Consider the following 23,613-nt stretch of genomic DNA (forward strand, 5'->3'; position numbering starts at 1 on the left):
GATCCTATGTCCTAACACGGCGAGGGCCCGGATCAACATGGATCCGGACCCTCGCCGCTACCGCGGGCGCCCCCTGGGCGCACCCACCGTGCTGCTATTAGAAATTCTTCATGTGCGCCTTAATGGCCTTCACATACGTCTTGGTGTCGTCAAACATGCCATGGGTCTTTACCGAGTGCTGGCCCTGGTAATACGACGCAATCGCGTCGTCGAGATCATCGCTGGTGCGGACGAGCGAGCGGATGATGGCCACGCCGGCAGTGGCGTTGTCGTAGGGATCCAGCAGGTTCAGTTTCCGGCCAACCAGATCCGAGGCCCAGTCGCCCGAGGACGGAATCACCTGCATGGCGCCGATAGCGTTGGCGGGGGAGACCGCGGTCTGCTGGAAACCGGACTCCTGGTAGGCATGTGCCAAGGCAAGTGCCGGATCAACGCCCATGCTGCGTGCCGTGTCCGCAATGATGGCCTTCATCTGCGACTGGCTGGGCTGCGGGGTGGAGAGCAGCAGGCGCTTGTTCTCGTTTGCCTTCGCAACCACTGCCTTCGGGTACGAGTAATGGAGGAAGGTGCTGGGCACCAAAGGTTCAGCGGATGCAGCGTTCACATCCGTCCCGCCGCTGCCGGCACCCGAGACCTTGATCTTCTGGCCCGGATAGATGACCGACGTCGATTTCAGCCCGCTCGACTGCAGAAGCTTGCTCAGTGTGATGTTGTGCTTGATCGCAATGCCGTACAGCGTATCGCCGGCCTTGACCGTGTAGGAGGAGCCGGAGCCCGAAGCCGTTGTCGATGAGGTCTTAGCGGTCTGTACGGTGGCGGCTGAACCGCTGACCTTGATCTTCTGGCCCGGGTAAATGGTGGAAGTGGCCTTGAGGCCGTTGAGCGAGAGGATCTTGCTCAGGCCCATGCTGTGGCGGGCGGCAATTCCGGACAACGTATCGCCCGACTTGACCGTGTAGGACCCACCGGAGCCCGAGGCTGTTGTCGAGGTCTTGGCGGTGGTGGTCGCGGACGCAGCCGATCCGCTGACCTTGATCTTCTGGCCCGGGTAAATGGTGGAAGTGGCCTTGAGGCCGTTGAGCGAGAGGATCTTGCTCAGGCCCATGCTGTGGCGGGCGGCAATTCCGGACAACGTATCGCCCGACTTGACCGTGTAGGACCCACCGGAGGAAGAGGAGGAGCCCGATGATGACTTGGTGGCTCCCGAGGATGCGCTGCCCGAGAGCTTGATCTTCTGGCCCGGGTAGATGACCGAACTGGGCTTCAAGCCGTTGAGGCTGAGAACTTTCGAAGTGCCCAGGCCGTAGCGAGCGGCGATACCACTGATGGTTTCGCCCGACTTGACGGTATGGGCTGACGGAGTGGGCTTCAGCGCCGGACGCAGGGTGGACGGGAGTTGGAGGGCAACATCCGAAGCCGGAACAATCCTGGACAGTTGCACGGGGAGGTCCGGACCGGCCAGCTTGGGCTGCAGTGCCATGCGGGGAGCCTGCTCCGCCGCTTGGGCCGGAAGCGCAAAAGCAGCGGAGGAAAGTACGACGGCGGGAATCGCCGCGGTGGCCGCGGCGGTCAGCAGCTTGCGGGAAGGCTGGGCTGCAGTCCGTCCCTGGGCGCGGCTGCTGGAGAACGGGCGCTGGTCAGTCATGGACATTCCTCATCAGTGGTCAGCGGCATGTGCCGAAGGCCCGTAGGCTGTTGTACGAGTTACGTGTGTTTCGGTTGTTATCAATGTGAAACTTGTGACTTGAGTGAATCTACACCAATTCCGCATAACACAAAAGCGAAATTTGGTGCATGGATATCTGGGGCGGCGTGTCGACTTCGGAAGTGGTTTGAAAGGCCCGCTCATGGCACGCTTATTACGTGAGTGAACTCGAAGAATTAATTACCGAATGGTTGCCGTTGCCCGATGTGGCCGAACGTCTCGACGTGTCAATCAAGAAGGTCCACAGCCTTATTGATGAAGGAGCCGTGATTGCCGTTCGGATAGGGGAGAGAAATATCCGATCCATTCCCGCTGCATTCATTGTCGAGGATCAGATCCTTGACAGCCTTAAGGGCACGATTGCTGTTCTCGGCGATTCAGGCTTCAGTGACGAGGCAATACTGCGCTGGCTCTTTACTGCCGATGAAACACTCCCGGGTCGCCCGATCGACGCACTGCTCGAGGGCCGCAAAACCGAGATCCGGCGCCGCGCCCAGGCTCTCGCCTGGTAGAGCACGCTGGCCGGACCGTAGCTGGACCGGGGCACTCGGCTGAACGCAATTCCAACTTAAGCGGTGCGCCGCACCGCGCGGTCGGCGAGGTGTTGAAGGGCCTCGCCGACAACGGTATCCACGGGCAGCAACTCCAAAGCGCCAAAAGCAGCATCGCTGAGTTCGGCAATCATCGCCTCAACTGAGCCGAGGGCCCCCGATTGTTCGATGATCGCGCGGAGCCCGTCGATTTCCGCTCCCGTGAGATCAGGAGATCCCAGATGCTTGTCGAGATAGTCACGCTCAGAAGCGCTGCAGTTGTTGAGTGTCAATCCGATCAATACGGTCCGCTTGCCTTCACGGAGATCATCGCCGGCGGGCTTGCCTGTTGTTTCAGGGTCGCCAAAGACGCCAAGGACGTCATCGCGGATCTGGAACGCTTCTCCCAATGGGAGCCCGAATGCGGAATAACGGCTGATCAGTTCCGAGTCACCTCCGGCTAACGCGCCCCCTAGGCAGAGCGGATGCTCGGTGGAATACTTGGCGGACTTATAACGAAGAATCTTCAGCGCCCGGTCCACTGCGTGCTCCCGCGGCCGGCCGGGACCCGCTACTTCTTCAAGTACATCCAGGTATTGACCGGCCATCACCTCGGCTCGCATTCTGTTGAAGATCTTCCGGGCAGTTGTTCCGGAGGCGCCCTCCGAACCGATTCCGGCGAAGACTTCTTCGCTGAAGGACAAACAGAGGTCACCTGCGAGGATAGCGGCGGCTTCGCCGTACCGTTCTGCGCCCAGGGACCACCCGCGTTGGCGATGCCGGAGTTCAAAGCCACGATGAACGCTCGGTTTTCCCCTTCGGGTGTCCGAACGGTCGATGATGTCGTCATGAATCAATGCCGCAGCCTGGAAAAGTTCAATGGCGATACCCGCTTGAACTGCCTGTCCGGCCAACTCAGCACCGCCGGCTCCGCGCCATCCCCAGTACGCGAGCAAGGCACGCAACCGTTTTCCGCCATCTGCCAGAACCGCGACGGCATCTATCAGTTCAGCCGCGTCCTCGGAAATCTCCTGTAACTGCGCCCGTTGTTCACCGAGAAACTCCTGCAACCCCGTGACGAGGCAGTTCTGGAATTTCTCCTGCTCGGCTGTCGAACGGTTTCTGTTGTCAGACGTCTCCATATTCACCGGCTTTCCTCAGAAAGAGGCGATCCGGGCCGGTGATATTGCAGCAAGACATACTCCTCGACGGGCAGGCGGGTACCTGACCAGTCTAGCCACGGTAAAGCGCCGTCATGGCCAACGGAACTTACCATAGAGAGGTGAGCGAGGTACGGCAACAGAACTGCACCATAATGCATGTCGACATGGACGCGTTTTTTGTCGCCGTCGAACTCCTAGAGCGTCCCGATTTAGTCGGCCGGCCTGTGATTGTTGGATCGCCGTCGGGAAGGTCGGTTGTACTCTCAGCTTCGTATGAAGCCAGGGAGCACGGGGTTCGTTCCGCAATGCCGATGTCGCGTGCCCAGCGCCTGAGCCCGCATTCGGTGATAATCGAACCGCATCAGTACAAGTACCACCGCGTATCCGAAAAGGTGATGGAGATTTTCCGGAACATCACCCCCGAAGTCGAGCAACTGAGTGTCGACGAAGCATTTCTCGATGTCAGCGGTTCGATCCGCAGACTGGGCCAACCTCTGGAGATCGGTGCGCTCATCCGGCAGACCATCCGGTCGGAGCTGGGGATCACGGCCACGGTCGGGATTGCCTCGAGCAAGTTCGTGGCGAAGATCGCCTCCACGCATGCCAAACCTGATGGGCTGCTGCTGATTCCGCAGGAGCGCACGGTCGAGTTCCTGCACACGCTACCGGTGGGGGCGCTGTGGGGCGTGGGGGCGAAGACCCGGGACATCCTGGCCAGGCTCGGCATCCATACGGTCGCGGATCTGGCCCACACGCCCCAACAGACATTGCGTCGGGTTCTCGGAACTGCTGGGGACCATGTGTACCGGCTGGCCTGGGGGATCGACGACCGGAAAGTGACACCGGAAAGGCTCGAGAAGAGTGTAGGCGCCGAAGAGACTTTTGCCGACGACGTCTCGGAGACCGCGCAGCTGCAGCGCGAACTGTTGCGTCTTGCGCACAGAACCGCAGTGAGGCTAAGGGCGTCCGGAATGCAATGCAGGGCAGTGGCGCTGAAACTTCGCTACGCGGACTTCACTACCCTGAGCAGATCCCGGCGCCTCGCGGAGCCCGCCGACAGCGCCCATCAGCTGTATGCAGCGGCCGTGGCACAGCTTGCCGGTTTGGGCGAGCGGCCGATGCCTGTTCGGCTGATAGGGCTGCGTGCAGAACAGCTGGAGCCAACGGCCGGCGCGGGGCAGCAACTGACCATTGACGGCACCGAGGATAACTGGCGGATTGCTGAGGAGGCACTGGACAAGGTGAACATGAAGTTTGGCCGTGGCGGAGTCATGCCCGCCGCCTTGTTGCCGCCAGCTCAACGGGGTATCAAACCTAGGCGGAACCAAGTTTCGACCGGTGATGCAGGTGGGGAAACGGGGCTTGCAAAGGGTGGCCGGAAGCGCTCGGAGCCAGGCCGGACGGACGATAGGACTTGATCAACCGTCATGAGCGCTGGATAAGCCGTCAATAAGGACATGCAGCTTTCGAATGAACCGTTTGCAATCTATCCTTAGTAGTAAGGAAATGAAGTTTTTACGGGAAGTTCGAGGAACTCTTTTCCCAGCACGTCCGTTTCATAGATAAGCGGACTACGGGGGACAGGAAGAAGGAGGTTCAGATGCCACTCTCAGAGCATGAACAGCGGCTGCTGGATCAGCTGGAGCAGCAACTGCATGCTGATGACCCCAAATTTGCCAGCCATATGGAGTCGGCCTCGGGCCGGTCGCTGTCAACGAGGCACATAGTTGTCGGCTCGCTGATTGCGGTGGCGGGCATTCTGGTGCTGTTGATTGGTATCTCCAACCAAATCATTGCCTTGGGTGTTCTCGGATTCATAGTGATGGGGGCCGGTGTTTATTGGGCGACCAGCAGGCGCTCAGGAGGGGGCAAGGATGCTTCTTCCACGGCCGGCAAGTCTTCCCCGCCATCCAAGGGAGGGTTTATGTCCAACCTGGAGAACCGGTGGGACGAACGCCGCCAAGGCGAGGACCGTCAATAACCACATCGCCATGGAACCTTAACCAGCCAGCCTCCTTACTCCACTTTCCTCCCATCGGCGGAAATCAGAGCTAAAAGAAAGACCCGTCCAGGACGGGTCTTTTCTTATTTAACGGATTCGAGCGCTGTTGGGCGCCAGCCGGAGCCAATTCCCTCCACCTTCCACCACCTTCATCGTGCCCTGAACTGGCGCGGAATACAGCCCAAGGGAAATACCCGCATCTGCGCTTTATGTGTTGACTGTGGTGAATTGTGGAGTAAAGTGGAGGACATCAGAGGTTAGTGGTGAACGCAGGAGGTTGACTAACTCCTTTATCGGCAAGGCGGTGGCGATGTTCCTCGGAACACATACGCCGCGGTTGGATGAAAAGGGGCGGTTGATTCTCCCGGCCAAGTTCCGTGAGGAACTGTCCGATGGACTCGTGCTCACGCGGGGACAAGAGCGTTGCATTTACGTCTTCAGTCAGCGGGAATTCGAACGGGTGCATGAAGAAATGCGCAAGGCGCCCATATCGTCACGGCAGGCTCGTGACTACATTCGGGTTTTCCTGTCCGGAGCTTCTGATGAGGTACCTGATAAGCAAGGCCGGGTTACGATTCCATCCGCGCTTCGTACTTATGCAGGCCTGGACCGGGAACTCGCCGTTATCGGTGCCGGAACGCGTGCAGAAATCTGGGACGCTCAGGCTTGGAACGAGTACCTGACAGAGAAGGAAGCCGCCTTCTCCGAAACAGATGAAGATGCAATACCTGGAATCTTCTGACCTTGGTCGGATACAGCACTACCGCCGGATTCTTGAATGAGATCTCCAGCCGCCCAGCACGACCACCTGAATCACCTTCCCCGGAATCAGGCGGAGAGGCTAGGCGCGGATGGGGATCTGGTCCAAGAATCAATCGGTTTAAAGGACTTGCAGGAAGCAGAAGAACCCAGGCAACAAAAACAACCGGAGGAGCAGGCTGGATGAGCGAGGATCGCCCGACAGAGGACCGTCACGTCCCCGTGCTGCGCGACCGCTGCATCAACCTTCTGGCTCCGGCAATCGAGAGGGCCATTGAATCCACCGGACGTGCCGTTGTCGTTGACGCCACCCTGGGCATGGGGGGCCATTCCGAGGCGCTGCTCCGGAGGTACGGGCAGCTGCACCTGATCGGAATCGACCGGGATGAGCAGGCTCTGGGACTCGCGAGCAGGCGGCTGGCTGAATTCAGCAACAGGACAGACTTGGTGCACGCGGTCTATGACGAGATCGCCGACGTGGTCCGTGATCTTGGCATGGACACCGTGGACGGAGTGCTCTTTGACCTTGGCGTCTCATCGATGCAGCTCGACGAACGGGACCGCGGCTTCGCCTATTCCTACGACGCGCCGCTGGACATGCGCATGGACACCAGCCGAGGGCGGACCGCGGCGGACGTAGTAAACACTTACAGCCAGGACGAGCTGGTCCGTATCATCCGCAAATGGGGCGAAGAGAAGTTCGCCGGCAGGATCGCCTCAGCCATTGTGGCAGCCCGTGATGAAGCTCCCCTCGAAACAACCGGTCAGCTGGTGGACGCAATCCGCAAAGTGGTCCCGGCTTCGGCGGCACGTACCGGCGGGCACCCGGCGAAGAGGACCTTCCAGGCGCTGCGGATCGAAGTCAACGAAGAGCTGGAGGTGCTTGAACGCGCCATCCCTGCTGCATTGGACGTACTGGGTATGGGTGGCCGGGTAGTGGTCATGTCCTACCACTCCCTGGAAGACAAGATCGTCAAGGGCTTTTTCGCCTCCGGCTCGCGGTCGTCGGCTCCCGTCGGGTTCCCTGTGGAGCTGGAGGAGCACAAGGCGCAGTTGAAAACTTTGACCAAGGGCACCGAGGTGCCGACTGAAGCAGAGATCGCAGAAAACCCGCGGGCGGCTTCGGCCAGATTGCGGGCGGTAGAACGGATTCGGAACAGGAGCTCCTCATGAGTGCAACAGCTCGGAACACCAGGCCGGCAGTTCAACCCATGGTGGAGGGCAGCACGGCCCGGGACGCCCGGTATGCCGCCGCGCTGCCTGAACGGAACACGGCGCCCCGCACACCGCTCTCGGTGGTACCTACCGGACCGGCCCGCAAGCGCGTGCCATTTGCCGTGTTCTGCTTCGTCGTGCTCGTTGCCGCCCTTGGGTGCGTGCTCGTACTCAATATCTCCGTGTCCGGGGGACAGTATGACATCGTGAAGCTGCGCGGCGAGCAGGTTGCCTTGGCCCAGCAGAACGAAAAACTGACACAGCAGCTGGAAAACCGCCAGGCTCCACAGAATCTGGCAGCGGAGGCTGCACAATTGGGAATGGTGGTTTCGCCTTCGGTCGGTTCCATTGATTTAGAAACGATGAAGGTCAGCGGGGACCCGCAGGCGGCAAAGGAAGGCTCTGCGCCGTCACAGTTGGTGGAGCGTCCGGAACTCCCGGCGCAGGCACTGACACCCGCTGAAGCCGCTGAAGCCGAGGCAGGAGCTGAAACGGGAGCCCAGGCTCCGGTTGAGGCCGAAGCTCCGGCAGCAGCGGAAAAGGCACCGGAGGCAGAACAGCAGCCGGCTGAGCCGAAGCGGGCAGCCGAACAGCCGTCAGCCGGCGGCAGTGAGAAGACATTCAGCCCCGAGGAGCTGAACGGCGGAACCATTCCGGCACCGAAGCAAAAAACAGGGCAGTAACAATAAATTGCCCGGTGAGACGAACGAGGATCCCTAGTGGCAAGAACCAAGGCCCAAGTCCAAAGCAAGCGGCGGGCCGAAGTGACGGCCCGAAGGCTCCGCGCAGGACTCGCGCTGGTACTGGTCCTGCTGGTCATCCTCGGCGCACGTCTTTTCCAGCTACAGGGCCTCGATACCGCCGGCATGGCTCAGGCTGCAATCGACAAGCGCCTGCGTACCTCGGAAATACCCGCCTTGCGAGGCGAAATCCTTGACGCCGAAGGAACCGTGCTGGCCCGAAGTGTGCAACGTTTCGACATCGTTGTGGACCAGCGTCTGGTTGAGGATTTCCAACGGTTCAACCAGGAAACCCGCCAGGTTGAAGATGTGCAGATCGAGGGCGAGATTGAGAAGCTCGCGGCCATCCTGGGGCAGGACGTCGCAACGGTGCGGGACGCCGTCGTCGGTGATAAGCCGTTCAACTACGTAGCGAAATCGGTCACGCCTGAAATCCAGGAGAAAGTCGAGAACCTGGCCTTCCCCGGCCTGCAGTCGCGCGAGACCACCACCAGGACCTATCCGGTGGGCGAGGTGGCAGGCTCGGTAGTCGGCTTCCTGGGGTCCGACGGCACGCCGCTTGAAGGCATTGAAGCCACGCAGCAGGAAGTGCTTGCCGGCACGCCCGGTGAGCGCACCTTCGAAATCGGCGCGGACGGCATCCGCATCCCGGTGGCCACCAACGAAGAAGTGCCCGCTCAGGACGGCCAGAGTGTCAGGCTCACCCTGAACTCGGACCTGCAGTGGTATGCCCAGGAGGCCATCGCCGAGCAAGTGAAGGAATACAACGCCGAGTACGGCAGCATCGTTGTGATGAACGCCAAGACCGGTGACATCATCGCGCTGGCCGATTCCACCACGCTGGATCCCAACGATCCCGGGGCCACGCCTGACGGCCAGCGCCAATCCTATGCCGCGACGAAGGCCTTCGAGCCCGGCTCGACGACAAAGATGATCACAATGGCCGCCGCTATCGAAGAGGGCATCACGACGCCGATTACCAAATATAAGATTCCGCCCGAGTACACAGTCAACGGACAGACGTTCATCGATGCCCGGCCGCACGATGCCAAGACGTTGACCACGGCGGGCATCCTCGCGAATTCCTGGAACACGGGCACGGTGATGATTGGGGAACAGCTAACCAGGCAGCAGCGCTACGACTACCTGCGCAGGTTCGGCGTCGGCCACAAGTTCGACATCGGTCTCCACGGGACCACCGCTGGCCTGCTGGCACCGCCGGAGACTTGGGACGGTCGGCAGGAATTCACCGTCCTCTTCGGCCAGGGCCTGGCGCAGACGGCCCTGCACACCGCCGTCGCCTTCGCCACCATTGCCAACGACGGCGTCAGGATGGAGCCGCGGCTGATCGACGCCTATATCGACCCCGACGGTACCGAGCACCCCGTGGCCAAGGAGGAAGTTGGGCGGGCCGTCTCCTCCGAGACAGCGGACCAGGTCCAGGACATGCTGGAGACCGACTCGCACGTGGCCAGTGGCCTGCCGGGTAATATCGAGGACTACCGCATTGGTGTGAAGACGGGTACGGCAGAGGCGCCGTCCGACGACGGCGGGTTCAGCGGCTATACGATTTCCTATGCAGGCATCGCTCCAATGGAGGACCCTGAGTATGTGGTCGTGGCAACCATCCAGCGGCCGGAGGGTGGCGTGTTCTCGCTGACCGCCGGTCCGGTTTTCAAAAAGGTCATGAGCCAAGTGCTCAATACCTACAATGTGCCGCCGTCCACCACCAAGCCGGTTAAACTTCCGCTCGAGTAATGATTCTGGAGAACTTTGTGAGCACCACCCCCCGACAGCCGCACAGGTCTGCCTCGCCTATGCGGCCTGAATTTGTCGCGCCCGTCACCCTGCAGGAACTGCAGTTGGTCCTGGCCGACGCCGGATTGCCGGCCATGGCGTCGGCTGCAGGAACAGACTGGGACACTGCTGTGAGCGGGCTTTCGATCGACTCGCGCGCCGTGGAGCCGGGGGACCTCTACATCGGTCTGCCGGGAGCCAACCGGCATGGTGCCGAGTTCGCCGCGCAGGTCGCCGCGGCGGGTGCGGCGGCAATTCTCACGGACGACGCCGGAACCCAGTTGGTCGCGGCGCAAGACCTGGGCACGGTGCCGGTGCTGGTAGCCCCGGACCTACGCGCCCTCGTTGGACCACTATCGGCCAGGGTCTACAACAGCCAGCCCGCAGGTACCCGGCCGAGCCTCTTCGCCGTCACCGGTACCAACGGGAAAACAACCACCACGTACTTCGTGAACTCCCTGTTGAAGGCACTGGACCAAACCACGGGCCTGATCGGGACGATCGAAATCACCGCGGGCAGCGAACCGATTCCCAGCGCGCTCACCACGCCCGAGTCTCCGGAAGTCCACGGCATCCTCGGCCTGATGCGCGAACGGGGTCTGGATGCGGCAGCGATGGAAGTGTCCTCACACTCCATCTCCTACCGGCGGGTGGACGGAGTCCGCTTTGATGTGGCAGGGTTCACAAACCTGACGCAGGACCATCTGGACCTGCATGGCAGCATGGACGAGTATTTCCAGACGAAGGCCGAGCTATTCACACCCCAGCGGGTCCGCCGCGCCGTTGTCTGCGTGGATGATGCTTGGGGACGCCGGCTGGCCGAAAGTCCCAGCGTGCCCACGGTCTCGCTCAGTGCCACCGGCACGCCTGCGGACTGGCGGGTTGAGTCCATTCAGCGCGCAGGGCTGGGACATACATTCGAGCTGCACGGCCCGGACGGCGTGCTGCGGCTGCATACGGGCCTGCCGGGGGACTTCAACGTGTCCAACGCTGCCCTGGCGGCAGTCATGGTGCTCGCCTCCGGTGTTGACATCCAGCGGCTCCAAGCGGCGCTGGATGCGAGGGATCCGTTCACAGTGGATGTTCCCGGACGGATGCAGCTGATCAGCGAGCAGCCGGCAGGAATTGTTGATTTTGCACACAATCCCGATGCGCTGGAGCGCACTCTGGCGTCCGTACGGCGGCCCGAAGCCGACTCCCGCGTCATCATTGTTTTTGGTGCGACGGGGGACCGCGACCAGACTAAACGGCCCCTGATGGGAGCCATCGCAGCCAGGGGTGCCGACGTCGTTATCGTCACCGACGATGATCCGCACGGCGAAGACGAAGCCGCCATCCGGCAGGGCGTCCTGACGGGCGCCCTCGCGGCGAGACGGGACGAGCAGTTGGACACCGTGATCGAGGAAGTCTTTCCGCGCGGCGCGGCGATCGACCACGCTGTGGAAATGGCCACGGCAGCAGATACCGTCCTGGTTGCCGGCCGCGGACACGAGGTCTGGCAGGAGGTCAAAGGCGTGAACCTGGCCCTCGATGACAGGGTGGAGCTGCGGCAGGCGTTGCGCCGGCATGGATTCTATGCCCTTGGCGCCGACGCGGTAGAGTCCTAGATCGTCATGATTGAACTTACTGCAGCCGAAATTGCGGCAATTACACGCGGGCGCATCATTGGGGAACCGACAGATGGTTCGGAGGATACCGCCGCGGTGACGGTTAATTCCGCCGCGACGGATTCGCGGGAAGTGATTCCCGGGTCACTGTTCGTGGCGAAGCCCGGCGACAAGACGGATGGGCATCTGTTCGTGCCCAGGGCTTTTGCATCCGGCGCCGTGCTGGCATTGACCGAACGCGAAATAACTGACGACGCCGGCCGTCTCCTGCCGCAGATCATCGTGCCCGACGCCGTGGAGGCCATGGGAGCCATTGCCGCCGACGTCGTCGCGCGGCTGCGTGCCCACGGCCCGCTGTCGGTCGTCGGAATCACCGGCAGCGCGGGCAAGACCACCACTAAGGATCTGCTCGCGGGCATCTTGGCCCAGACCGGTCCGACCGTGGCCCCGGTGGGTTCCTACAACGGCGAAGTCGGCGTTCCGCTGACCATTTTCAACGCCGACTTCCACACCCGTTACCTAGTGGTGGAAATGGGAGCCACCGGGCTGGGACACATCACTTACCTGACGGATATGGTGAAGCCGGACACCGGCGTCGTACTGGGTGTGGGAACAGCCCACGCCGGCGAGTTCGGCGGCGTGGAGAACATCGCCCGCGCAAAGGGTGAAATGGTTGAAGCGATCGGAGCCGATGGCACTGCCATCATCAACGCCGACGATTTGCGCGTACGTCAGATGGAGACCCGCACCAAGGCGAAGCTGCTCTATTTCACCGCCGACGCCGGGTTCTCGCCGGATGCTGCCGGGGCTGAAGTTTTGCGCGCCACCGAAGTGCGCACCAATGCCGCCGGGCACCCGGAACTGACGGTCCGCTTTCCTGATGGAACCGAAAGCCGGATTGTTTCCGGGCTGATCGGCATCCACCATGTCACCAACCTGCTGGCAGCGGCCTCCGCGGCCTGGTCGCTTGGCATCAGCGCCGAGCTGATCGCCAGCGGCCTGAACGGCCGCGGCCCGGCGTCCCGTTGGAGGATGGAACGCACCGAGCGGCCGGACGGTGTAACGGTCATCAATGACGCCTACAACGCGAACCCCGAGTCGATGCGTGCCGCCTTGCGGACCCTGGCCGAACTTGGCCGCGGCGAGGGACGGCGTACCTGGGCAGTACTCGGCGAGATGCTGGAGCTAGGCGAGGATTCCATCCACGAGCACGACGCGATCGGGCGGACTGTGGTCCGCTTGAACATCGCGAAGCTGATCGTGGTGGGCACCGGGGCCAGAGCCATGCACACCGGAGCCGTCATGGAGGGCTCCTGGGGCGATGAATCCACGTTCGTCGAGACGCCGGAAGATGCCTACAAGATGCTCCAACGGGACCTGCGACCGGGCGACCTGGTGCTGTTCAAGTCCTCCAACGGTGCCGGGTTGCGGCACCTCGGAGACCAGGTAGCGCTGCGTGAGCCGTCCCCACCTGCCCCGCCGTCCGGCGCAGCAGAAACACCGATTCCTGCAGAGGGAGGTATCCAGTCGTGATTTCCCTGCTTATCGGCTCGGCAATGGCTCTGGTGCTTGCCCTCGTCGGCACGCCGCTGTTCATCAGGTTGCTCGTCAAAAGAGGCTACGGCCAGTTCATCCGTGATGACGGTCCGACTTCGCACCACACCAAGCGCGGTACGCCGACCATGGGCGGGACCGTCATTGTCGGATCTGTTGTCATCGCCTACTTCGGCACGCACTTGCTCGAATGGATGATGAACCAGGACCACCCCGGTCCCACCGTTTCCGGCGGCGTGCTGCTGCTGCTGATGGCCGGTATGGGGCTGGTTGGTTTCCTGGATGACTTCCTGAAAATCTCGAAGCAGCGCAGCCTGGGACTGCGGGCCTGGTCCAAAATTGTGCTCCAGGGCATCGTCGGCGTGCTGTTCGCCATCCTGGCACTGAACTTCCCGGATGAGGCCGGGCGCACTCCAGCGTCGATGAACATCTCCGTGGTCCGCGATATACCGTGGCTGGACCTGGCCGCAGGCGGCACCGTGCTCGGCACCATTCTGTTCATTATCTGGTCCAACCTGATCGTGACCGGAGCTACCAACGGCGTGAACCTGACCGACGGGCTCGACGGCCTGGCGGCAGGCGCCTCCGTCATGGTGTTCAGCGCCTACATGCTTATGGGTATCTGGCAGTTCAATCAGGCTTGCGGTTCCGTCAAGGTGCCGGGCGAGGTCTGCTACGAGGTCCGGGACCCGATGGATCTTGCCCTGCTGGCCGGGTCGCTCTGCGGCGCCCTGATCGGCTTCCTGTGGTGGAACACCTCGCCTGCCAAGATCTTCATGGGCGATACCGGATCGCTCGCCCTCGGCGGCGCCATCGCCGGTTTCGCGATCCTTTCACGCACCCAGTTGCTGCTGGTCGTCCTGGCAGGCCTGTTTGTCCTGATTGCCCTCTCGGTCATCATCCAGGTTGCGTTCTTCAAACTCAGCGGCGGCAAACGCGTCTTCAAGATGGCACCGCTGCAGCACCATTTCGAGCTCAAAGGCTGGGCCGAGGTGACAGTGGTGGTCCGGTTCTGGGTCATAGCCGGCCTGTGCGTGGCTGCAGGACTGGGCATCTTCTACGCTGAATGGGTTGTTGGACTGTGAGCACAAACGAACGGCTTGAATCACTGACATCCTGGGACGCAGACTGGCCCGGACTGCGGGTGGTCGTCACCGGCATAGGCCTGTCCGGCTTCTCTGCGGCGGACACGCTGATTGAACTCGGAGCCAAAGTGGTTCTGGTCGACGCCCAGGACACAGAGGAAAACCGGGCCAAGGCGGACACGCTGAAAATCGTCGGTGCGCATCAGGTGCTGCTGGGGCCTGAGCACACCCAGTCGCTTCCGCTGGTTGACGGCGAACCTGCCGAACTCGTGGTCACCTCTCCCGGCTGGAGCCCGCGGCAGCCCCTGCTCGCGGCTGCCGCTGCAGCCGGGATTGCCATCTGGGGCGATGTGGAGCTTGCCTGGCGGGTACGCGAGCGTGCCGGGCGGCGGACCGCCGAATGGCTCGTCATTACCGGGACCAACGGAAAGACCACAACAGTAGGCCTGGCAGCTTCGATGCTGCAGGCGGCCGGACTGCGGGCCATTGCGGCCGGCAACGTGGGCACCCCCATTCTGGATGCCATCCGGGACCCGCTGGGCTATGACGTGATCGCCGTCGAACTCTCCAGCTTCCAGTTGCACTGGTCCCATTCGCTCTCGCCGCTGGCCAGCGTCTGCCTGAACATCGCGCAGGACCATGTGGACTGGCACGGTTCGTACGAGAACTATCTTGCGGACAAGGCCAAGATCTACGCGAACACCAAGGTTGCTTGCGTCTACAACGCCGAACAGCGTGAGACCGAGGCGATGGTGGAAGAGGCTGACGTCGTGGAGGGCTGCCGTGCCATCGGCTTCACCACCGGTATGCCTGCCGTGAGCATGGTCGGCGTAGTCGAAAATCTTCTTGTTGACCGCGCCTTTATCGAAGCACGCAAGGACTCGGCAGCTGAGCTGGCGGCCTTGACGGACTTGGGCGAACTGGCCCCGCGGCATCTCGTGGCCAACGCGCTTGCGGCCGCAGCGTTGGTCCGTGCCTATGGGGTGGAACCGGCCGCGGTCCGCGACGGCATCCGCAATTACAACCCGGGCGCGCACCGAATCCAGAAAATCGCCGAAATCGACGGAGTGCTCTGGGTCAACGACTCCAAAGCAACCAATCCACACGCGGCGGCGGCCTCGCTGGCGGCGTTCTCCTCGGTGGTGTGGATCGCCGGCGGATTGTCCAAGGGTGTGGACTACAGCGAACTCGTCGTTGCACACAGCGGACGGTTGAAAGCCGTCGTCGTTATTGGCCAGGACAGCACGGGCTTACTGGCGGCGTTGGAGCGACACGCTCCGGATGTTCCGGTGATCACGGTTCCGGCGCGAGACACTGATAACGGAGAGCCCGCGGGCGGAGACGAACATGTCACCGGGGGGAAGATCATGGCTTCAGCTGTGGCCGCGGCAGCAGGAATTGCCGTAGACGGGGATACCGTGCTGATGGCTCCGGCGGCTGCCTCCATGGATCAGTTCACGTCCTACGCCCATCGCGGCGATGCATTCATCGAAGCGGTCCGTGGCATTCAGGAAGGTCAGGCGTAGAGCCCGTAAGGAGCAGTAATGGTCAACACGCCCAACCGGGAACCATCCCGGAAACCGGCGTCGAAGGCGTCTGCCCGGTCGGCCGGTTCCGCCGTCAGGAAGCTCCGGAGTCCGGAGGAAGGCCCCGAGGGGAGCAAAACCGGGCTGCTGGTCAAAGCCAAGGCACTGCTCGACCGGATTGAGGGAACCGGTCAGGAACCGACCGGTTTCAGCTACTACCTCATCCTGGGTTCGGCCCTGGCCTTGACTGCCATTGGCCTGCTGATGGTGCTTTCATCATCCGCCGTGGAATCCATTGCCGACGGCGAGTCACCCTTCAGCTTATTCCTGAAACAAGGCGTGTTCGCCGGTCTCGGAATTGCAGTGATGCTTATTCTGTCCCGGCTCAGCCCGGAGGCCTACCAGAAGCTTGCCTGGCCTGCACTGGCCATTTCGGTGGTGTTGTTGCTTCTGGTGTTCACTCCGCTAGGCGAGTCGGTCGGCGGCAACCGCAACTGGATCAAGCTCCCGGGCGGGATGACCGGCCAGCCGTCCGAGGTCGCCAAACTTGGCATGTCGCTGTGGATGGCTACAGTTCTGGTCCGCAAGGAACACCTGCTGCGGGACTGGAAGCATCTGGTCATTCCTGTTGTACCGGGCGCTGGTTTGATCATCGGCTTAGTGCTGCTGGGCAGGGATCTGGGTACTGCAATGATCCTCATGCTTATTCTTGCAGGGGCGATGTTTTTCGCCGGAGCTCCGCTGAAAATGTTCGTTTCGGCTGGGCTGGTGGCGGTAGCCGGTGTGCTGGTCATGGTCGTGGCGAGCCCCAACCGGATGGGCCGCATCACCATGTGGCTGGACCAGAGCTGCGAGGTCACCACCGGCCTGAACATGCAGTCGTGCAACGGCCTGTTCGCGCTGGCGTCGGGCGGCTGGTGGGGTGTCGGCCTCGGACAGAGCCGGCAAAAGTACAACTGGATTCCGGAAGCACACAACGACTACATCTTCGCCATCATCGGAGAAGAGCTGGGGCTGCTCGGCACCTTCGTCGTCGTCCTCTTGTTCGGTTTGATGGCGGTTGCGGTAGTGCGTACGGTGATGCGGCAGAACGATACGTTCGTCCGGATCTTCGGCGGCTCCATCATGGTGTGGCTCATTGGCCAGGCGTTCCTGAACATGGGCGTGGTGACCGGGCTGCTGCCCGTCGTCGGTGTTCCGCTGCCGTTCATTTCCTACGGCGGGTCGGCCCTGACCATCACACTTGCCGCGGTCGGGGTACTGTTATCTTTTGCCCGGCCTGATGCCCGGGCGGGCAGGAACCGCGCCAAGAAACGTGCCAGGAACCTGGCGCAGCGGCTGGCTCCGGAGCCAGCCGGAAACATCAGCAAGTAATGACCGAGGCAGAAGGTACCAGTACTTTTATGAAGACCCATGAACCGTCCGTGGTTCTCGCCGGCGGCGGCACCGCCGGACACATCAGCCCTCTGCTGGCCATCGCGGGAGCCATCCGGGAGCAGGCACCCGACGCCGCAATTCTGGCCGTCGGCACGGCTGCAGGCATGGAAACCAGGCTGGTTCCCGCTGCCGGCTATGAGCTGGCCACGATCGAGCGGGTTCCATTCCCGCGTCGTCCTTCCCTGGATCTGCTTAAACTGCCGTTCCGGTTCGGCACGGCGGTGAAGCAGGCCCGCAGCATCATCGAAGGCGCGGGAGCGGATGTCGTCGTCGGTGTTGGCGGGTACGTCAGCACGCCCATGTACATCGCTGCCAAGCTGGCCAAGGTGCCGCTGGTGATCCATGAGGCGAATGCCCGCCCGGGGCTGGCGAACCGCGTCGGTGCCCGGCTGACCGATGACGTGGCGGTGGCGTTCCGGAGCACCAAGCTGCCTGATGCCACCTGGGTCGGAATGCCGATGCGTCGGGAAATCTCAACCCTGGACCGGTCCGCTGCGCGTGCCGCTGCGAGGGACCGGCTGGGTTTGGAACAGGATAAGCCAACGTTGATCGTTACGGGCGGATCCTCGGGCGCCGCCAGCATCAACCGCACCATCCGGGCGTCGCTGGAGAAGTTTGCGGCGGCCGGTATCCAGACCCTGCACATAACAGGCAAAGGGAAAGAGCTTCGGGAGGCCGACGGCAGCCTGGTCAGCGTTCCCGGCTACCACCAAGTCGAATTCGTGGACGGTATGGAAAACGTCTACGCCGCAGCAGATCTGCTGCTGGCCCGGGCCGGCGCAGCTACTGTCTGCGAGATCGCTGCCGTCGGCCTGCCGGCTGTTCTTGTTCCGCTGCCGCATGGCAACGGCGAGCAGGCACTGAATGCCGCGGACCTCGTCGGGGCCGGGGGAGCGGTGATGGTCAAGGACGCCGACTTCACGCCTGACTGGGCAACGGCAGAACTGCCTGCACTGCTGCATGACCACAACAAGCTGCAGGCCATGGCAACGGCCGCCGCCGGGCTGGGCATCCGGGACGCAGATACACGCATGGCGGCAATGGTTTTCGAAGCCACAGGGAGGCAGCAGTGAAAGCGGTTGATTTCCATACAACCCGGGAACTTGCTTTTGAGGATCTGGGCAGCGTCCACTTTGTCGGACTCGGCGGTGCGGGCATGTCCGCGATCGCCCGGATCCTGCTGGCCCGGGGCGTCAATGTCTCCGGTTCCGACAGCCGCGACTCCAAGGTTCTGGGCCAGCTGGAGCGGCTGGGGGCGAAGGTCTACATCGGCCATGACGCAGCCAATGTTGCGGACGCGGACACCGTAGTCGTCTCAACGGCCATCCGTCCCGATAACGCCGAGTTGCAGGCGGCGGTCTCCGCGGGACTGAACATCATCCACCGTTCCGTCGCGCTGGCCGCTTCGATCGGATCGCAGCAGCTGATCGCCATCGCCGGTACCCACGGCAAAACAACGACGACGGCGATGGTTACCGTCATGCTGCAGGCCGCGGGCAAGGAACCGTCTTTTGCCATCGGCGGGGACGTGGCCGCGCTTGGGGTCAATGCGGCCTACGGTGCCGGTGAACTGTTCGTGGCCGAAGCTGACGAATCGGACGGTTCGTTCCTGAACTACCGTCCGAAAGTCATTGTGGTCACGAACGTGGAGGCCGACCATCTGGACCACTACGGTTCGGCCGAATCCGTTTACGCTTCCTTCGACAACTTCGCTGCCCTTCTGCCTGAAGACGGAACACTTATCGTCTGCGTAGACGACCAGGGGGCGCGCGATCTGGCGGACAGGGTTCGGGAGTCCGGCGCGCGCCACCGCATCCTCGGCTACGGATATTCGCCCGATGCGGACGTGCGCATTGAAGACAGCGGTTTTTCCGCGGGGACCAGCAGCAGCTGGATCGTCGTCGACGGGCAGCGGCACGAGCTCCGGCTCCAAGTGCCCGGTGCACACAATATCCGCAATGCGACGGCGGCCTTCGCCGTCGGACTTTGCAGCGGTGTTGATCCGGCCGCTGCTGCAGACGGACTGGCTGGATTCACCGGGGCTGCACGCCGTTTTGAGGCGAAGGGCGAGGCAGACGGAGTCCGGGTCTTCGACGACTATGCCCACCATCCGACCGAGGTTCACGCGGCCTTGTCAGCGGCGAAAAAGGTTGCCGGCGGCCACGGAGTCCATGTGTTGTTCCAGCCGCACCTTTTCTCTCGGACGCGGGAATTTGCCGCACAGTTTGCGGAGGCCTTGTCGCTGGCGGACTCGGTGACCGTGCTCGATATCTACCCGGCGCGTGAAGATCCCATTCCCGGTGTGACCAGTGAGCTAATCACGTCCCGGCTCGAGCGGCCCGGCGGATACGAGCAGAACCCGGACCGGGCGCTGAAATCAGTGGTCGACCGGGCCCGGCGGGGCGACATCATTATGACCGTGGGCGCCGGGGACGTCACGCAATTTGGCCCACAGTTGGTAGAACGCCTGACCCAGCGGACAGCGGACGGCGCGGCTTGATGGTTAGCAGGAAGCCGCGCAGACCCGTGACTCCTGCTGGTTCCCGGAAACAGGCTCCGCTGTCCCCTGCGGACGAGTCCGCCAGACGCGCGGATGATGCGGTTCAACAGCCAGCGTCGGGTTCTGCGGGGCGGCAGGCTGCTACCCAAGCAGCCCGCGGGAACGTGCGGGTCAATTCCGGCAAAGTTGGTGTCCTGCCGGCGGAAACCGGGACGAGGACGGCGCCGGCGGCAAAACCGGCACGACCGAAGGTGCGCAAGAAAAACACGGCCACGTCCGGCGCAACCGGATCCGGCTCCGTTCCGGAAGAGAAGGTTGGGCCTGCCCCGCGCAGTACAACCGTCGTGGCATTTCCGGAACCGCCCGGAAGGAAGCTGCGCCGCCGAATCTGGATCGGCGCCGGAGCGGCAGCGGTACTGGTAGTGGCGCTGATTTTGGTACTGGTTTTCTCTCCGGTCCTCGCGATCAAGACCATTACGGTCAGCGGCACCGATTTGACGTCGGAGGAAACGGTCGACGAGGCACTTGCGCCGCTGAAAGAGCAACCGTTGCCACAGGTCGGCGACGACGACGTTCGGCCGCTGCTCGAGGGGCTGCCGGCCGTTCTGGACGTTACTGTCGAGGCCCGGCCGCCCTCGGAACTCGCTGTGGAAATCACGGAACGAATTCCTGTCGCCGTCCTGGAAACGGGCAAAACGTTCGCCTTGATCGATGCAGAAGGCAAACGGATCGGCTCGGTGAAAGAGCGCAAGTCCGCTGAGCTGCCGTTGATTGACGAAAGTGCTGCCAGCAAGGACCAGGAGATATTCCGGACTATCACCGCTGTCCTCAGTGCACTTCCAGCGGATGTCCTGGCTGAGTTGGAACACGCATCGGCCAAGTCAATCGACTCGGTTGAGCTGCAGCTGGCCAACGGTCAAAAGGTGCTGTGGGGCAATGACAGCCAGCTTGAGTTGAAGGCCAAGGTTTTCGAAGCGCTGCTCAATGCGCCCGAACCAGACGTTGAGGTAGAGGTTTACGACGTTTCGACCCCGACCATGCCGGTCACGCGTTGAAACTCAATCTACACAGAAAAGCGACACGCGGCAGCGGTCGTTGCATGACGCCGGGGATGCGCCTAGCGTCTCGGAATAGAAGTTACTTGACATAACTCTAACCCTCAAGTTGAGGGTTAAGGTTACCGAGTGAACCATTGGGCCGGTGTCCGCTCCGGCCTGACGGAATTGATCAGTGCACAGATTCGAACAAGGGACACAGGACGTGGCAGCACCGCAAAATTACTTGGCCGTCATTAAAGTCGTCGGCATCGGCGGCGGTGGAGTGAACGCCGTCAACCGAATGATCGAGGTAGGGCTCCGCGGCGTGGAGTTCATTGCTATTAACACTGATGCGCAGGCTCTGCTTATGAGCGATGCGGACGTCAAGCTGGATGTAGGGCGTGAACTAACGCGTGGACTCGGCGCAGGCGCTGATCCGGAAGTTGGCCGCAAGGCTGCCGAAGACCACGCTGAGGAAATCGAAGAGGTGCTTCGCGGCGCCGACATGGTTTTCGTAACTGCCGGTGAAGGCGGTGGCACCGGTACCGGTGGCGCTCCGGTGGTGGCACGTATCGCGCGTTCTTTGGGAGCGCTGACCATCGGTGTCGTTACACGTCCTTTCACTTTCGAGGGCCGTCGGCGGTCGAACCAGGCCGAAAGCGGTATCGAGACGCTGCGCGATGAAGTGGATACGCTGATCGTGATCCCCAACGACAGGCTGCTCTCCATCAGCGACCGCAACGTGTCGATGCTCGACGCTTTCCGCTCGGCCGACCAAGTCCTGCTGTCCGGCGTCCAGGGCATCACCGATCTGATCACGACGCCGGGCCTGATCAACCTGGACTTCGCTGACGTGAAGTCCGTCATGCAGGGCGCCGGCTCGGCACTCATGGGTATCGGTTCCGCCCGCGGCGAGGACCGTGCAGTCAAGGCGGCCGAACTGGCCATCGCGTCACCGCTGCTGGAAGCATCCATCGACGGTGCGCACGGCGTGCTGCTTTCCATCCAGGGCGGATCGGACCTTGGTCTGTTCGAAATCAACGAGGCCGCCCGCCTCGTGCAGGAAGTGGCCCACCCGGAGGCCAACATCATCTTCGGTGCGGTCATCGACGATGCCCTCGGCGACGAGGCCCGCGTCACTGTTATTGCCGCGGGTTTTGACCAGGTGGATGTTACGTCCGCAGCGCAGCCTGCGCAGAAGCCCGCGAACGCCCCGGCAGCGCCGGCCGTCCCGCCGTCCCAGCCTGCCGAGCACGCACACGTCCCGGCAGCCGCGCCTGCAGCTTCCAGCGGCAGTTGGGGGCAGATGCCGCAGCGTTACGACGTCCCGGCTGATGCAGGCTTCGACGTAGACCTGCCTGCCGTCGTCGAGCCGGATCTGACGGCCGGCCGCACGGATGACCTGGATGTCCCGGATTTCCTCAAATAGAACCGACAACGCGACAACAGACAGGATTGCCGGCAGTGCTTTGGTGGCGTGAACAGGTCGGCGACGGCCTGTGGGTGGCGTTTACCGACAAGGCTGCCGGCAATCTTGCTTTGCATGTGGGCGATGTGCCGGCGGCTGTCCAGGACAGACGCAGAATGTTAGAGGCCGAACTGGGCATGGAACCTGGCTCGTTGCGCTTCATGAACCAGGTCCATTCCGCCTACGTGGGCATGGCATCGACCGCGCAGCCGGGGCCTCCGCCGGAAACGGAAATTGATGCGCTCGTATCACCGGAAGCGGACGTGCCGCTTGCGGTGATGGTGGCCGACTGCCTGCCGGTCGTCTTCGTTGGTTCCACCGCGGGCGGAGGACTTGCGTCCGCCGTCGCGCACGCAGGCAGGCGGGGATTGCTGGATGGAATCCTGGTGAACACGGTCTCCGAACTGCGGGCCGCGGGGGTGTCGGGCATCCGGGCATGGATTGGTCCTTCGATCTGCGGGCGCTGTTACGAGGTCCCCGGTCTCATGAGGACGGCATCCTGTGAGCAACTGCCGCAGCTGTACTCTGAAACTTCTTGGGGAACGCCGGCTTTGGACCTGCCGGCCGGCGCGGCGGGCCAATTGGAAACAATGGGCGTGGAAACGCGGCGGTTGGACGGATGCACCCTCGAGGATTCCCGGTTGTTCTCCTACCGGCGCGATCCGCAGACAGGCCGCTTCGCGGGCCTCGTATGGAGAGAGAAATGACTGACATGGACAGGACTGAGGAGCTTCGCCGAAACCTGACGAAGGTGCGGACGAGAATTGAGGACGCTGCTGCCCGACGCACCGGTCCTGTGCCCGAATTGATTGTGGTGACGAAATTCTTTCCCGCCGCCGACGTGGCCGCGCTAGCGGCGCTCGGTGTTGCGGATGTGGGGGAGAACCGGGACCAGGAAGCCTCGCAAAAAGCGGCGGAGCTGGCGGACACCGCGGCAGGGGAGTCTCTTCGCTGGCACTTCATCGGGCAGCTGCAGAAGAACAAGGCCAAGTCTGTGGTGCGGTACGCGCACGCCGTGCATTCAGTGGACCGTTCCTCTTTGATCGGCGCCCTGGATAAAGCGATTGCCGTTGAGCAGGAACGCCGCAGCGCCGCCGACCAACCCCCGCGGCCGGAACTGCTGTGCCTGATCCAGGTGGACCTCGATGAGCGCACGGAGGTGCCCGGGACGGGGGAGGCGGCCGGTCCTCGAGGAGGCGCCCAACCGGAGCAGATAGAGGAACTCGCGCGCGCCATTGACGCAGCGAATGGTCTCCGGCTGGGCGGCTTAATGGCCGTTGCGCCACTTGGAACGGACCCGGTTCCGGCCTTTGGCCGGTTAATGGATTATTCGGCCAGCCTGCGCGAAATTTTTCCGGACGCATGGATGGTCTCCGCTGGCATGAGCCAGGACCTGGAGCCGGCCATAGCGGCCGGGGCGACACACCTGCGTGTCGGCTCAGATGTCCTCGGACCGAGACCTGCTTTGAGGTAGCGTTTTTGGCGAGA

The 23,613-nt window shown here is 62.5% G+C and carries 20 protein-coding genes; 18 read left to right on the forward strand and 2 right to left on the reverse strand.

Annotation, left to right across the window (positions count from 1 at the left end; translation table 11 throughout):
* Positions 1-97: 97 nt before the first annotated feature.
* A complete protein-coding gene (locus J5251_RS13455; protein ID WP_208574230.1) occupies positions 98-1,645 on the reverse strand; it encodes a lytic transglycosylase domain-containing protein in 1,548 nt (515 codons plus the stop codon).
* A gap of 218 nt (positions 1,646-1,863) precedes the next feature.
* On the opposite strand from J5251_RS13455, the gene J5251_RS13460 reads away from it, so the two are divergent.
* Positions 1,864-2,217, forward strand: coding sequence for an Rv2175c family DNA-binding protein (locus tag J5251_RS13460; protein WP_171059248.1), 354 nt, complete (start codon positions 1,864-1,866; stop codon positions 2,215-2,217).
* A 56-nt stretch (positions 2,218-2,273) separates the two neighbouring features.
* Here the strand turns inward: J5251_RS13460 and J5251_RS13465 are convergent, their stop codons facing one another.
* The gene (locus tag J5251_RS13465; RefSeq protein WP_208574231.1) at positions 2,274-3,377 is read right to left on the reverse strand and encodes a polyprenyl synthetase family protein; all 1,104 of its coding nucleotides are present in this window, start codon (positions 3,375-3,377) and stop codon (positions 2,274-2,276) included.
* Between the two features lie 113 nt (positions 3,378-3,490).
* Between J5251_RS13465 and dinB the strand changes: the two genes are divergently transcribed.
* The 17 genes from dinB to J5251_RS13550 all read left to right on the forward strand — a co-directional run bounded on the left by dinB (position 3,491) and on the right by J5251_RS13550 (position 23,599).
* On the forward strand, positions 3,491-4,816 hold the full coding sequence (gene dinB / locus J5251_RS13470) for a DNA polymerase IV (protein ID WP_244250671.1): 1,326 nt from the start codon (positions 3,491-3,493) through the stop codon (positions 4,814-4,816).
* A gap of 182 nt (positions 4,817-4,998) precedes the next feature.
* The gene (locus J5251_RS13475) at positions 4,999-5,379 is read left to right on the forward strand and encodes a DUF3040 domain-containing protein (RefSeq protein ID WP_208574232.1); all 381 of its coding nucleotides are present in this window, start codon (positions 4,999-5,001) and stop codon (positions 5,377-5,379) included.
* 331 nt (positions 5,380-5,710) lie between these two features.
* Positions 5,711-6,142: a division/cell wall cluster transcriptional repressor MraZ gene (gene mraZ / locus J5251_RS13480; protein WP_208576174.1), complete on the forward strand. Its 432-nt coding sequence runs from the start codon at positions 5,711-5,713 to the stop codon at positions 6,140-6,142.
* Positions 6,143-6,342: 200 nt separating this feature from the next.
* Entirely contained in the window at positions 6,343-7,332 is a 990-nt protein-coding gene (gene rsmH, locus J5251_RS13485; RefSeq protein ID WP_208574233.1) for a 16S rRNA (cytosine(1402)-N(4))-methyltransferase RsmH, read from the forward strand.
* On the forward strand, positions 7,329-8,057 hold the full coding sequence (locus J5251_RS13490; protein ID WP_208574234.1) for a hypothetical protein: 729 nt from the start codon (positions 7,329-7,331) through the stop codon (positions 8,055-8,057). Before rsmH ends, J5251_RS13490 begins: the two co-directional genes overlap by 4 nt.
* Before the next feature lie 36 nt (positions 8,058-8,093).
* The gene (locus J5251_RS13495; protein WP_244250672.1) at positions 8,094-9,872 is read left to right on the forward strand and encodes a peptidoglycan D,D-transpeptidase FtsI family protein; all 1,779 of its coding nucleotides are present in this window, start codon (positions 8,094-8,096) and stop codon (positions 9,870-9,872) included.
* A complete protein-coding gene (locus tag J5251_RS13500; RefSeq protein WP_208574235.1) occupies positions 9,872-11,518 on the forward strand; it encodes a UDP-N-acetylmuramoyl-L-alanyl-D-glutamate--2,6-diaminopimelate ligase in 1,647 nt (548 codons plus the stop codon). The genes J5251_RS13495 and J5251_RS13500 overlap by 1 nt, the downstream gene beginning before the upstream one ends.
* Before the next feature lie 6 nt (positions 11,519-11,524).
* Complete coding sequence (locus J5251_RS13505; protein ID WP_208574236.1) at positions 11,525-13,051, forward strand: UDP-N-acetylmuramoyl-tripeptide--D-alanyl-D-alanine ligase; 1,527 nt, start codon at positions 11,525-11,527, stop codon at positions 13,049-13,051.
* Complete coding sequence (gene mraY, locus J5251_RS13510; protein ID WP_139003765.1) at positions 13,048-14,157, forward strand: phospho-N-acetylmuramoyl-pentapeptide-transferase; 1,110 nt, start codon at positions 13,048-13,050, stop codon at positions 14,155-14,157. Before J5251_RS13505 ends, mraY begins: the two co-directional genes overlap by 4 nt.
* A complete protein-coding gene (gene murD, locus J5251_RS13515; RefSeq protein ID WP_208574237.1) occupies positions 14,139-15,683 on the forward strand; it encodes a UDP-N-acetylmuramoyl-L-alanine--D-glutamate ligase in 1,545 nt (514 codons plus the stop codon). Before mraY ends, murD begins: the two co-directional genes overlap by 19 nt.
* Positions 15,684-15,701: 18 nt before the next feature.
* Positions 15,702-17,057, forward strand: coding sequence for a putative lipid II flippase FtsW (gene ftsW / locus J5251_RS13520; RefSeq protein ID WP_208574238.1), 1,356 nt, complete (start codon positions 15,702-15,704; stop codon positions 17,055-17,057).
* Between the two features lie 29 nt (positions 17,058-17,086).
* Positions 17,087-18,193, forward strand: a complete 1,107-nt coding sequence (gene murG / locus J5251_RS13525) for an undecaprenyldiphospho-muramoylpentapeptide beta-N-acetylglucosaminyltransferase (RefSeq protein WP_139003762.1) — start codon at positions 17,087-17,089, stop codon at positions 18,191-18,193.
* On the forward strand, positions 18,190-19,620 hold the full coding sequence (gene murC / locus J5251_RS13530; RefSeq protein ID WP_208574239.1) for a UDP-N-acetylmuramate--L-alanine ligase: 1,431 nt from the start codon (positions 18,190-18,192) through the stop codon (positions 19,618-19,620). The genes murG and murC overlap by 4 nt, the downstream gene beginning before the upstream one ends.
* Positions 19,621-19,784: 164 nt before the next feature.
* Entirely contained in the window at positions 19,785-20,675 is an 891-nt protein-coding gene (locus J5251_RS13535) for a cell division protein FtsQ/DivIB (RefSeq protein WP_208574240.1), read from the forward strand.
* A 205-nt stretch (positions 20,676-20,880) separates the two neighbouring features.
* Positions 20,881-22,086 (forward strand): cell division protein FtsZ, encoded by a 1,206-nt coding sequence (gene ftsZ / locus J5251_RS13540; RefSeq protein WP_139003759.1) that lies wholly within the window; start codon positions 20,881-20,883, stop codon positions 22,084-22,086.
* A gap of 35 nt (positions 22,087-22,121) precedes the next feature.
* On the forward strand, positions 22,122-22,832 hold the full coding sequence (locus tag J5251_RS13545) for a polyphenol oxidase family protein (protein WP_208574241.1): 711 nt from the start codon (positions 22,122-22,124) through the stop codon (positions 22,830-22,832).
* Positions 22,829-23,599: a YggS family pyridoxal phosphate-dependent enzyme gene (locus J5251_RS13550; protein ID WP_208574242.1), complete on the forward strand. Its 771-nt coding sequence runs from the start codon at positions 22,829-22,831 to the stop codon at positions 23,597-23,599. The genes J5251_RS13545 and J5251_RS13550 overlap by 4 nt, the downstream gene beginning before the upstream one ends.
* Positions 23,600-23,613: the final 14 nt, after the last annotated feature.

Origin of the sequence: Arthrobacter crystallopoietes (assembly GCF_017603825.1) — a bacterium.
Taxonomy (GTDB): Bacteria; Actinomycetota; Actinomycetes; order Actinomycetales; family Micrococcaceae; genus Crystallibacter; species Crystallibacter crystallopoietes_B.